The 12,290-nt window shown below is 31.3% G+C and carries 12 protein-coding genes; 4 read left to right on the top strand and 8 right to left on the bottom strand.

Annotation, left to right across the window (positions count from 1 at the left end; genetic code table 11):
• The first annotated feature begins 25 nt into the window (after nt 1-25).
• The gene (locus tag HMPREF0072_RS04315; protein ID WP_004827627.1) at nt 26-1,822 is read left to right on the top strand and encodes an ATP-dependent helicase; all 1,797 of its coding nucleotides are present in this window, start codon (nt 26-28) and stop codon (nt 1,820-1,822) included.
• A gap of 43 nt (nt 1,823-1,865) precedes the next feature.
• Here the strand turns inward: HMPREF0072_RS04315 and HMPREF0072_RS04320 are convergent, their stop codons facing one another.
• Nucleotides 1,866-3,140: a bifunctional folylpolyglutamate synthase/dihydrofolate synthase gene (locus HMPREF0072_RS04320; protein ID WP_004827630.1), complete on the bottom strand. Its 1,275-nt coding sequence runs from the start codon at nt 3,138-3,140 to the stop codon at nt 1,866-1,868.
• Between the two features lie 62 nt (nt 3,141-3,202).
• On the opposite strand from HMPREF0072_RS04320, the gene HMPREF0072_RS04325 reads away from it, so the two are divergent.
• Together HMPREF0072_RS04325 and HMPREF0072_RS11975 are read left to right on the top strand one after the other, a co-directional pair.
• Nucleotides 3,203-3,910, top strand: a complete 708-nt coding sequence (locus tag HMPREF0072_RS04325) for a heparan-alpha-glucosaminide N-acetyltransferase (protein WP_004827632.1) — start codon at nt 3,203-3,205, stop codon at nt 3,908-3,910.
• Between the two features lie 82 nt (nt 3,911-3,992).
• Nucleotides 3,993-4,124 (top strand): hypothetical protein, encoded by a 132-nt coding sequence (locus HMPREF0072_RS11975; protein WP_004827634.1) that lies wholly within the window; start codon nt 3,993-3,995, stop codon nt 4,122-4,124.
• Between the two features lie 73 nt (nt 4,125-4,197).
• Here HMPREF0072_RS11975 and HMPREF0072_RS04330 read toward each other — a convergent pair whose 3' ends face one another.
• The 7 genes from HMPREF0072_RS04330 to HMPREF0072_RS04360 all read right to left on the bottom strand — a co-directional run bounded on the left by HMPREF0072_RS04330 (nt 4,198) and on the right by HMPREF0072_RS04360 (nt 10,776).
• Nucleotides 4,198-4,794, bottom strand: coding sequence for a DUF4230 domain-containing protein (locus tag HMPREF0072_RS04330; protein ID WP_004827636.1), 597 nt, complete (start codon nt 4,792-4,794; stop codon nt 4,198-4,200).
• Between the two features lie 56 nt (nt 4,795-4,850).
• Entirely contained in the window at nt 4,851-5,477 is a 627-nt protein-coding gene (gene trmB / locus HMPREF0072_RS04335) for a tRNA (guanosine(46)-N7)-methyltransferase TrmB (protein ID WP_004827638.1), read from the bottom strand.
• Nucleotides 5,478-5,521: 44 nt separating this feature from the next.
• The gene (locus tag HMPREF0072_RS04340; RefSeq protein ID WP_004827640.1) at nt 5,522-6,409 is read right to left on the bottom strand and encodes a DegV family protein; all 888 of its coding nucleotides are present in this window, start codon (nt 6,407-6,409) and stop codon (nt 5,522-5,524) included.
• 50 nt (nt 6,410-6,459) lie between these two features.
• The gene (gene brnQ, locus HMPREF0072_RS04345; protein WP_004827641.1) at nt 6,460-7,803 is read right to left on the bottom strand and encodes a branched-chain amino acid transport system II carrier protein; all 1,344 of its coding nucleotides are present in this window, start codon (nt 7,801-7,803) and stop codon (nt 6,460-6,462) included.
• Between the two features lie 56 nt (nt 7,804-7,859).
• Complete coding sequence (locus HMPREF0072_RS04350; protein WP_004827644.1) at nt 7,860-8,210, bottom strand: Spx/MgsR family RNA polymerase-binding regulatory protein; 351 nt, start codon at nt 8,208-8,210, stop codon at nt 7,860-7,862.
• A gap of 89 nt (nt 8,211-8,299) precedes the next feature.
• Nucleotides 8,300-10,078, bottom strand: a complete 1,779-nt coding sequence (locus HMPREF0072_RS04355) for a phosphatidylglycerol lysyltransferase domain-containing protein (protein WP_004827645.1) — start codon at nt 10,076-10,078, stop codon at nt 8,300-8,302.
• On the bottom strand, nt 10,075-10,776 hold the full coding sequence (locus HMPREF0072_RS04360) for an alpha/beta fold hydrolase (RefSeq protein ID WP_004827647.1): 702 nt from the start codon (nt 10,774-10,776) through the stop codon (nt 10,075-10,077). The genes HMPREF0072_RS04355 and HMPREF0072_RS04360 overlap by 4 nt, the downstream gene beginning before the upstream one ends.
• Nucleotides 10,777-10,871: 95 nt before the next feature.
• Here HMPREF0072_RS04360 and HMPREF0072_RS04365 point away from each other — a divergent pair, with 95 nt between their 5' ends.
• Entirely contained in the window at nt 10,872-12,239 is a 1,368-nt protein-coding gene (locus HMPREF0072_RS04365; protein WP_004827649.1) for a leucyl aminopeptidase, read from the top strand.
• Nucleotides 12,240-12,290 lie beyond the last annotated feature (51 nt).

Genomic DNA, 12,290 nt, shown 5'->3' on the forward strand with positions numbered 1-12,290 from the left:
AAAAAATATATGGTATCATATTAATATGAAGCTAACTGACATACAAAATAGGGCAGCAAATTTTATAGATGGACCCTGTCTAGTCCTTGCAGTTCCAGGCGCGGGCAAGACTACAATGCTTCTAGAAAGAGTAAAAATTTTAAGTAAAATTACTTCTCCAAATAAAATATTAACCCTAACTTTTTCTAGAACCCAAGCTATAGATATGAATAACCGTTACACAGGTGACGATACAAATATCATGACCATTCATGCTTTTTGCTACCTTATTATTAGAAATTACCTAAAAAAATTTCATAGAGAGTTAAGATTATTAGAATCAACTGATACCTACAATAAATACGACTTAGTTAAACGTATATACCAGGATATTAATAATAAAAAGCCATCTCGAGAAGATATTTTGAATTTTTTCACAGAAACATCTTACATGAAAAACGCTATGCTTGATGAGTCATATTTAAAAAAAGTTAGGATAAAAAATATTGAGAAAGTCTACCAAACCTATGAAAATTTCAAGAAAATAAATAACTACATAGATTTTGATGATATGCAAATCCTAGCTCTCAAGCTTCTGGAAGAAAACCCGAGGCTCCTAAAATCCATCCATCAAAAGTATGAATATTTTCAGCTAGATGAAGGCCAAGACACTTCCCTATTGCAATTTAAGATTCTAAAAGAAATTGTAAACCTAAATAATAATTTTATGGTTGTTGCAGATGATGACCAGTCAATTTACTCTTTTAGAGCGGCTGATCCTGAGTATCTTTTAAATTTTACGGCCTATTATCCTAGGGCTGAAATCATAATCATGAACGAAAATCATAGGTCAAGCAAAAATATTTCGACTCTTGCAGGAAATTTTATTAAAGAAAATAAATTTCGCTATGAGAAAGAAATCATTAGCAAAAAAGATATGGGGGATAAAATTATTATTAAAACCCTACACGATTCCTATGATCAATACAATTTTATAAGAAAAAATATTGATAACGACAAAACCAACGCAATTTTATTTAGGAATAATATCTCAGCTATAAACCTTGTCAGTTTCTTACTTGAAGATGGGATTGATTTTTCTATAAATGATGATTTCCTAGATTTCTTCAAATCTCAAATTATAGATGATATATTCGATATAATCAAATTTTCTGAGGATTTTAATAACGTAAGCGCCTTTGAAAATATTTATTATAAGATAAAAACATTTATCAAAAAGACGGAGATTGAAAAACTAAATACCAAGCCTCTTAACCAAGATGTCTTTGATTTTTTTTATAACTTTATAGACTATGATAGAAAAAATTCTCTATATGACATAGAAAAAAAGCTAAAGCACTTAAGAAACCTTCCCCTATCGAGGAAAATTTCCTACATTTACAAATATATGGGCTATAAAGAATACGCCTCCCTAAAGGCAAATAAGTTTGCAGAAGAAGTTATTAACAAGGATTTATTTATTGAAAGTCTGATAAATTTCACCCAGGACCTTGAAACAATAGAAGATTTTGATAAGAAAGTTTTGAGCCTTAAGAAAAAAATTAAAATGATTAACAAGTCTAGCATCATCCTTCAAACTATCCACAGGTCTAAGGGACTCGAGTATGATAAGGTCTTCGTGGTCGATTTAAATAAAAATGAATTTCCTATAATCGACTACGAAAAAGATCCAATAAAAAACTTAGAAGAAGAAAGAAGGGTTTTTTATGTAGCTATGACCAGGGCTAGGGATAATTTATACATCCTAGCAACCAAAAAGAGAAATAATAAAAAAGCCTTGCCTTCTGAATTTTTCACAAGAATAAAATATTTAAACAAATAAAAAATCGTCCTTTAGCATGGGCGATTTTTTATAATATGATTTCTTATTTTTCCATATAGGATAAAATTTTTCCGATAAGGTACAAGGACCCACACCAAAGAACTAAGTCTTTATCCTTGGCTTCTTTTAAAGAAAATTCAAAGGCTTGCTTGTTATTTTCAATTACATGAATGTCTGAGGCATAAGCTTTTGCTTCTTCGTCTATTATTTGTGTATCAAGCGCCCTTGGATTGTCATCAATATGGGTTATGATAAGTTCATCAGCAAGACCTGCAATCTTTCTTATAATATCTTTATGGTCCTTATCTTTTAGGATTGAAAAACCTACTATTAACTTGTCATAATCAAACTTTTTAAGACTAGCTAATAAGGCGTCAATTGATTCTTTATTATGGGAACCATCTAAGAGCACTCGTGGATTTGTAGAAACCAAGTCAACTCTACCTGGATTGTAGGTTTCTCTTATCCCCTCTTTGATATCATCTTCGCTGAGGTTGAAGTCTTTTTTGAAATAATCTAAAACCATAAGGGCAAGGCTTGCATTATAGATTTGATGCTCACCCCTAAGACTTGTTTGTAAATCCTTGTACGACTTAAAATCAAAAGTATTTCCAAAATCAGAAAAATCTTTTATATTTATTTCATCTTTTTTGAAGGTGAAAAGTTGAGCTTGCTCGGCAATTGATTTCTCTTTTATAACCCTAAAAGCTTCTTCACTTGTTTGTGGATAGACAAATACAGGTCGGTTCTTTTTGATAATTCCTGCCTTATTAGCTGCAATTTCTTCAATAGTAGATCCCAAAACATTCATATGGTCCATTGAGATAGAACAAATCACAGATGCAAGTGGACTTTTTATAATATTAGTAGAATCAAGACTGCCACCTAATCCAACTTCAATCACAGCAACATCTACCTTCTGCTCATAAAAATAAAGATATACCATGGCTGTTAAAAATTCAAAATAAGTTATGTGGTAACCTTCTTCATCACATTGTTCTGCAACAGGACGAATCCTATCCATAAGATTGCAAAAATCTTCATTACTTATATCTACACCATTAATTGAAATTTCCTCATTTATCCTAACCATATAAGGTGAAGTGAAAATCCCACATTTAACTTTTTTAGAAAGGACATTTGCAAGCATCTTTGCAGTAGAGCCTTTACCATTTGTGCCCGCAACGTGGATAGTTTTTATCTTGTCTTGAGGATTGTCAAAGGCTTCCATAACTTTTCTTATATTTCTAAGGGTGTGATCTTCGCCAGAAGATCCCCTCCCATATAGATAATCTAAATAATCGTCAAAATTTTTCATATTTCCTCCAGAAACTTTATAAGTTTATTTTACCATATGTTATAATAAAGGGAGGAGATTTTATGAAAAGAATACAAATAATTGATACTGTTAGAGGCCTTACCATAATTTCTATGGTCCTCTTCCACTTATTTTACAATATAAATTACTTTTGGGCCCTAGATTTTTATAACGAAACTGTTTTTAATAGGATTTGGCAACTGTCAATTGCTTTATCATTTTTTCTCATTTCGGGGATGACTTCTAGCTTTTTAAATCCTAGAAATAATATAAAAAGGGGAATTTTTACAAGTCTAATTGGTTTTGCAATAACTTTCATCACTTATATTTTTGCCAAAGACCAACTAATAATCTGGGGAGTTTTAAATGGACTTGGCCTATCAATGATAATTGCTGGCCTATTACAAAAGTCAATTAGCCCTAGGCTTTGGCCGTTATTTATACTAGCCTTTGCATTTTCCTACAAAATTCCAGCTGGACTTTTATGGGAAAATAGTTTTTTTAATGGTCTTTACCAAATGAATTTATTTCCTATAGGCTTTCCGTCATTTGACTTTTATTCAAATGACTACTTTCCATTAATTCCTTGGCTATTCGCCTTTTTGGCTGGACTTTCTCTGGGGAAATATTTACATAAGAAAAACTTTTTCAACTTTGACGTCAAAGAAAATTTCCTTGCAAAAATCGGAAGACATTCGATGCTTATTTACATCACCCACCAAATAATCCTCTATCCCTTGGTTAGCCTAATCTATAAGTTAACTTTGTGATGTAAGTTTATTTTTGTCCATATAGGCTTATAATAATATACAATTAAATACAAGAACAGAAAATTTAAGTGGAGGAAAATTTATGGACCGTATAAAAAAATATAAAGAGCACTACCCAGCATCTTATTTTATACTTGCATCTATCATAACCCTCGTTCTAGTTTATAAGTTTGGTTATGCAATAGGAAAATTTGTAGCACATCTTGGATTATAACTATTACTTTAAGATATTAAGTTAAAAATACTAATAAAAATGCCCTTAGAATCTATATTCCAAGAGCATTTTTTTAGTTAAATTCAATTGTATATTCTTCTAATAAAGGATTTATTTTTAAAATTTCTTCTATAGCTTCCTTGGTTTTCTTATCTGCTTCCTCCAAGAATCCTTTCTCCTCTAAATTTTTTTCTACTTTTTTCATTTCATCTTTCCTAAAATCAGAAAAATCCTTCACTTCCAATTGATTAAATATAGAATTTTTTTCGTCAAAAATTGTTAATGAATTTTCATCGATTACATGGTTAAGGATTTCTGCTTTAGGTACTTGGATACTAATTTTTTTATCCTCCTTATTTAAGGTGACCTGAATATCATTTAGGTTTATCCCAGCATTAACCTCTCCATCATAAGATATTATAAATTTCTTTTGGGTAAAAGGTAATTTTATACCGTAGAATTCAGCTTGATTTTCAAAAGAACCTACATTTGTGTATTTATACTTAAGTGTAGTTAATTCCTTGACTGAGAGGATTTGATTTTTAATTATTTCTGATGAAATTTTTGTTTCTGAATTTTTAAGACTACTTTTCATTCCAAAAAAGTATGAAGCAAAAATTAAAATCACAGCTGTAAACAATCCAAGAATTAATTTCTTAGCTTTTTTCATTTTATCTCCCCTTTTTATTAATTTATGGTAACTTTACCTTATTTTATTGAAAATGTCTATTTAAATTTAGCTTTTACATAAAAAATCGGCATATTCTTATTTCTAAATTTTCTTTCATATTCTGTTACAATAGACTTTTCTTCGGCAAGATTTCTATTAACCTCTATTATTTCCATGCCAAATTCTTGAAAATATGCTAAAGATCCTTCAAAAAAATCTTCGTTATCGGTTTTTAACTCTAGCTCTGCTCCATTTTTACAAATAACTTGGTATAATTTTAGAAAATTTTGGTGAGAAAGCCTTCTCTTGTTGTGGCGTTTTTTAGGCCATGGAGTAGAAAAATTTAGATAAAGCTTTGAAATCTCATTTTGTTTAAACATATCTAGGAGGTCTTCAGCCTTGCCAACAATCCCATATACATTTGTTAACTCGTTTTCTTCAATCTTTCTACAGGCAGCTACGAAGGCGTTTGTATTCATTTCCAAAGCCAGAAAATTTTTATTAGTTTCGTTTATTGCCTTACCTACAATAAATTCCCCCTTGCCAGCTCCTATCTCTAATTCTATTTCATTGTTATTTTTAAATAAGTCTTTCCAAGAACCCTTATGATTTTCTGGATCAAAAATAATGTATGGGCTCTCTTGCATGGTTGGGATTGCGTGTGGTTTGTGTCTTAATCTCATAATTTACCTCATAAAAAAAAGAAAGTCGCCTTTAGCGACTGTCCCTATATAGTTTTTTCCTCGCCCCAAAAACCTGCACCAACTGTACCTGGTCCTAGGTGGGCACCTACTGTAGTTCCAATTTCGTGGATACTTATGTTGCCTTTATAATCTGGCAAAAGTTCTTTTAGAATTGATTTTAATTCTTCAGCATCTTCCTTTGAATGAGTATGAACTATAAAAATCTCATTTAGATATGGAAAATCTTTTATTAACCTATTAGAAATCTGCTTAGCAAGAGATTTCATAGCCTTTTTCTTTGTTCTAATCTTATCCCTTACAACAAGTTTTCCTTCAAGGTTTACTTCTATAATAGGACAAATATTTAGAAGATTTCCAAAGGAACCTGCTGCTTTTGATAATCTTCCACCCCTGACTAAATATGTAAGGTCAGATGTAAAAAATAAAGCATTAACATTAACTCTATTTTTTGTAGCCCATTGATAAACCTCATCAATAGTCTTACCTTCATTTCTTTGCTCATTTAGAGCAAGAAGCAAAACACCTTGGCAAGCAGTAGCTGTCAAACTATCTAAAATTAAGATTTTTCTTTCAGGATATTTTGTCTCTAACTCTTTTTTTGCCATCAGTGCTTGTTGGTACTCACCTGTAATTCCAGATGATAAGCACATATGGAGGATATCCTTACCTTCCTTAAGCAAATCTTCAAAATAATTTATATATCTAACATAGGTGATTTGGCTTGTTGTTGCCACCGCACCATCTATCATAGCCTGATAGAAATCATCTAGCGAAAGAGTTTTTCCTAAATCATCCATATACTCTTTACCATCAATCTGGTAAGGAAAACTAATCCATTTTATATTTTCTTTTTCTAGCTCTTCCCTACTAATGTCAACAGTCGAAGTAGCACTTAGTATAAAATCACTCATATTTACCTCTCATAAGTCCAAATAACATCATACTTTTTATTAATAGAAATTCAATTTCTAATAAACTTCTTATCAATTAATAGACCTACGATAAAGGCAATAACAGCTGGCATAACCCAAGCAAAACCTATTTCATAACCCGGAAGGCTATTGTTAGCAAAATCTAAGATCTTAACTACCATAGGTGCTTTACTAATAAAGTCTGGAGTTGTTTTTAAGAAATCCAAAAAAGCAAAAGCTGCTGTTACTCCAAGACTTATCTGGTAAACAAATTTTCTCTTCCCCATAAAAATAGAAATAATAGAAACAACTATTAATACTATCGATATTGGATAAATGAACATTAATACTGGCAATGACAAAGTAATAATTTGTTTTAATCCAAGGTTTGCTATCAATAGTGAAACTAAGGAAAATATTACACAATATGTCTTATAGGAAAGCTTGTTTTTTAACATCTCTTCAAACATTTCTGAACATGCTGAAACAAGACCAATCGCTGTTTTTAAGCAAGCAAGAAATACTATTATTGATAAAAGTATATGACCAAGACTACCTAAGTAATGCTCAGATATTTGTGATAAAATTACCGCACCATTTTCGAAATCATCTAGGATATTTGCAGACGCACCACCCATAAATGAAAGCCCAGTGTAAATAATTGACATAGCAAATAGACAAACCAAACCTGATTTTAAGGTTTCAAGTGCCATTGACTTTTTATCTGTCACTCCCAAGTCCTTAATACTAGAAATTATTATAATAGCAAAGGCTAGTCCAGCTGGTGCATCTAAGGTATTATAGCCATCGACAAATCCAACTGCGAGAGCATTTGACCCATACTTAGGAGTTGGCAAATTCATACCAACTGGTCCCATAGGTTTAAAAATTGTAGAAATTAATAAAATTGATAACAAAATTAAAAATAAGGGGGTCATAAACTTACCAATGGTATCAATTAGTTTTGCTTTTTTAATTGAAAAATACAAAACTAGAGCAAAAAATACCAAGGAGAATATTAAAAGGCCAAAAGAATTATAAAAACTCTCGTTTCCTTCAAATATTACTTCATAAGTTGTAGTTGCTGTTCTTGGAATGGCAAAGCCAGGACCTATTGTTAAGTATAATAGTGTTGTAAAAAAGTAAGCAAATTTACTTCCTGCTGCCTTTGATAGGTCAAATAAACTTTCACTATCACTTGCCGCAGTTGCAACAACAGCAAGGATAGGTAGACTTACTGCCGATAACAAAAATCCAATTGTTACTAATGAAATATTGGCTCCAGATCTTTGGCCAAGTTCTAAGGGGAAGATTAAGTTTCCAGCACCAAAGAATAAGCCAAAAAGTAAGGAGCCAATTAATAAGTTTTCTGATAAAGTTAATTTTTTTCTCATATCTAACCCCTAAAGTTTTTTATATGATACACCTTTATCAGTTAATCTGCAATTACTTATAATGAATCAACGTATTTTTTTACATCAGGACCAACTAAAATTTTCCCATCATCCAAGAAAAGAATAGGTCTTTTTACAAGCATTCCATCTGAGGCAAGTTTTTCATATTTTTCCTCAAGGCTCATTCCATCAAGCTTATCTTTTAGATTTTCTTGTCTATAGATCATTCCAGATGTATTAAAAAATCTTTTAATATCATAGTCTGTTGCCTCATGCCATTTTTTTATTTCTTCCTTAGTTGGGTTGTCCTCCTTAATATCCCTTAATTCATATTTTAATTTTTTCTCATCCATTGTTTTTAAAACACCCTTGCAAGTTGAGCACTTGCTGTAGCAAATAATTTTCATATTTCCTCCTTTTATTCTTTAATATTTTACCCATAGTCCACTTAAACTAACCTAAGCAATTTTATACTTACTTATTTTATACAAAAAATTTATTTCTCTCCAATTTTTCCCTTATCAGCAGCCATTATCGCGAGTATAGATGTGATAATGAAATTCCCCTTGCTAAAGCAAGTGTACCTGCTTTCCCAGTGTGTTGCATACTTAGATTTGTAATTTCTAAGCCCCTTAAATGGATATAAACTATCTGCATATTTAAATATAAATGATGCGATTCTTTCTGATAAATAAGCAGATTTATAGATTCCAACATTAGATAGGGGCGCCATTCCCAAATTAAAATACTTATAATTATTTTCTTGGGCATAGATAAACAAGTTTAAAAATAAATAATCCATCATGGAATTTACATTCATATCCGTATCATAACGCATCAGATCTATAGTCATTATTTTATCATCATAATTTGGCATCAAACTCGTAAAAGCTGTTATTTCTTTGTTCTCATCAAGCACAAAAGCTATACTAGAATCATTTAAGTAGGATCTATCAAAAAATCCTAAGGAAAATCCTTTTTCTTCCCTACCCTTTAGCCACTTATCGGAAATGATTTTAAGCCTATCGAAAGTTATATCATCAAAGGGTGGGGTTACAATTTTAAATTCATACCCATCTTTTTCAAACCTATTTAAAATATTACGCAGACTAGATTTTTTTCTTCCAGCCAAACTAAATTCTCCTAGGTCTAGAAAGGCATTTTCTCCAAACTTCATAAAATCGTAACCATAATCGTGAAGCAAGAAGGTAAATTCCCTGCCCACTTCATAAAAAATAGGATTTAAGGATAAGACTTCACACTTCTTTATAAATTCATTTAAGCCTTCTTCGAGAAATTCCTTATTGCCAATTGGCTCACCCATTACTATTATCTTATTATTTACTACTTGATATATGAAGGCCAAGAGTCTTTTATCCTCTTTTTTATAATAATAAATATACTTATCCCCAAGTAGCCCCAGACCTGCGGATGTTGAAGAATTTAAATTATTTTCCTTCAAAAATTCCTTATATATCTTTAGGTCAGGATTTTCTAAAAACTCATCATGGCCTTTCATATACAAGAGAATCATCCTTAAGGCAAGAGCCATGGCAAAGAATGTAAGGGTAAAAAATATAAATTTATATGTTAATGGAATGGTTAAAAGAGGTCTAGTCTTAAATGTATTTTTAAAATAAATTATTATCCAAAAACCACCAAAGACAAGATCAATTAAAACTTCCTCCATACTATAAATGAAGCTTTCTTTAACTAGGGTTTCCCTTGTAAAATATGTCAATAATACCATTATTATTAGTGGGATGAGAGATATAAATGTCTCACCTACCAAATAGAGATAAATTCCAGTAAAACCTATTAAAAAATAAAGAATTTTTTCTATTCTTTTCTGTCTTGCAAAAGAAAGTCTTGATGCTACTATAAATAGAAAACCTGTCATTAGTTCGGCAACGGACCTAAACAACCCTACTGTGACATAAGAAAATTCATTAAATGGAAAATAGGATAAAAATCCACCAACATCAGCACTTAATATAAAGACCAAGCCATAAAAGCCTATAAAAACAGAATTTATTTTTTGAATAGCCTCTTTAAAAAGTCTTGCTGCAATTTCGCCATAATTTTCCTTAATTTTTATAAAAAATCCCTTGAACTTCAAGAATACCTTAAAGAAAAAACCCAAGAGGGCAACGCCAAGTAAAACCCTGACCCATATATCCAAGGCAGATTTGGCTATATAATAAAGTGAAATTGATATTATAGATAATATTAAAATATTTATTATTCCCTGCCTATATTCTTTTATTTTTTTCATAAGTCTCCTTTCAAAAATTTATATACCAACTTATTAAATATCTCAGATGATGTCCTTGCCAACCTATGTCCTTGGTTTTTAATAATCACTAGCCTCGAATTTTTAATATTTCTAGCAATTTTTTTAATATGGGATATCCTTATTAAATCTCTAGATCCTACTAATATTAAAGTGTCCTTATCAATATTCCTCAAATCTTTTATATCAATTTTTAAGTCTGTTAACAAAAGGTTGGCTACTCTCTTATTCCTTTTAAAAAAAGGCAGAATCGACCACAAAATATTTTCCAAAATCATTATGACTTTTGCAGGAAAAGTTATACCCTTAAACCTAGCATTCGGTGCGTTTAAAATCATCTTATTAATCTTATCTGGGAATAATTTATTAAAAATCAAACAGAGGTTTGCCCCATCAGAAAAACCTAAAAGGTTAGCTTTTTTTATGCCCATTTGGTCAAAAACTTCATTTAAATCATTTGCCAAAAGGTCAAAGTTAAGTCTCCCCTTTGTATTTGTAGAAAATCCATGATCTCTAAAATCTATCAATATAAGGTGAAAATACTTTGATAAGTAACCTATTTGATATTCAAAATAAGTCATATCTCCATCATTGCCATGAAGAAGAAATAAATCTTCACCAGAACCATATTCCTTATAGTATATCCTTGTCTTATCTTTCAGAATTATTTCATTTCCCATAAGTACCTCTGCCTATATTATATCCTATTGTAAGTAAATGTTATAAATAAGTGAATAATATTTTTTATCTTGTATGATATTTAAAGGAGGAAATTATGAAATTTAATTATAGATATAAAGAAATAAACCAAATTAATTTTGCCTTTAAAGATAAAAATGAACTTGAATTTTTTAAGGGTGATAAAGGAGAAGTCCTTGCTTTTCATGGGAAAATAATCCTAGGTCTTGGTGAAGAGGATAAGTTTAATAAAGAAATTTTTAAGGAAGCTATTTGCAGTTTAGGAAAATTCCTTAAGGACAAAGACGTAAAAGAGATTTCAATAAAGGAAAACTCAACAGGTCTTGATGATAAAGATTTTGTCCTTAGCTTAGCAGAGGCACTTATTGTTTCTTCATATGACTTTAATTATTATAAGTCAGATAAAAAAGAAAATTTATTTGAAGTTGTTAATTTAGATGAAAGCTTTAATGAGTTTGAAGCTGATGTAGACGAACTTCAAAAAGTTCTATGTGGCCAATTTTTAACTCGTGACCTTGTAAACCTTAGATCAAATGACATTTATCCAGAAACTTTAGCTCAAAAAGCATCTGAAAACTTATCAGATCTTGGGGTTAAGGTTACAATTTATGGCAAGGATGAGATTCTAAGTATGGGCTTGACTGCCTTTTATGAAGTGGCAAAGGGTTCAGATAAGGAACCTAAGTTTATAGTTATGGAATATTTCCATGGTCAAAAAGATAAGGCGCCACTCGCTCTTGTTGGCAAGGGTCTCACCTACGATGCTGGTGGTTATTCAATCAAAACATCAAATGGTATGAAAACTATGAATTCTGATATGGGTGGGTCTGGCTCTGTTATTGGTGCCATGAAAGCAATCGCCCTAAATAAGTTACAAGTAAATGTCGTTGCAATAGTTGCTGCTTGTGAAAATTTAATTTCAGGCAGGGCTTATAAGCCAGGCGATATTATAAAAGCTCGTAATGGTATGACAATAGATGTGGATAATACAGACGCTGAGGGAAGAATCACCTTAGCTGACGCTGTAAATTATGCTGCTACTGAATATAAACCTGCCCTTATAGTTGATCTTGCTACTCTTACAGGTGCTGCTATTGGCGCACTTGGTGAAACTTATACTGCTTCTATCACAAATAACGAAGAAGCCTTCAAAAAAGTTCTTAGAGCAAGTAAAAAAGTTGACGAAAAAATTTGGCTTTTACCAAACGATCCGTTTTATAAAACTTACAATGAATCAGAAAATGGCGATGTGAAAAACTCAGGTGGACCAAAGGCAGGCTCTATAACTGCTGGTCAATTTATAGAAAACTTCGTTGAAGCTTATCCTTGGGTACACTTAGATATAGCAGGAACTGCTTACCTATCAGCTCCACAAGGTATTAACAGCAAGGGAGCTACAGGAGTCCATGTTAAGACTCTCTATGAATTAGCTAAAGAATTTTAAGAAAATAAGCCCCTCTTTCTGGTTTTTCCAGCAAAGAGAGGCTTATTATTT

The sequence above is a fragment of the Anaerococcus lactolyticus ATCC 51172 genome, assembly GCF_000156575.1.
GTDB lineage: Bacteria > Bacillota > Clostridia > Tissierellales > Peptoniphilaceae > Anaerococcus > Anaerococcus lactolyticus.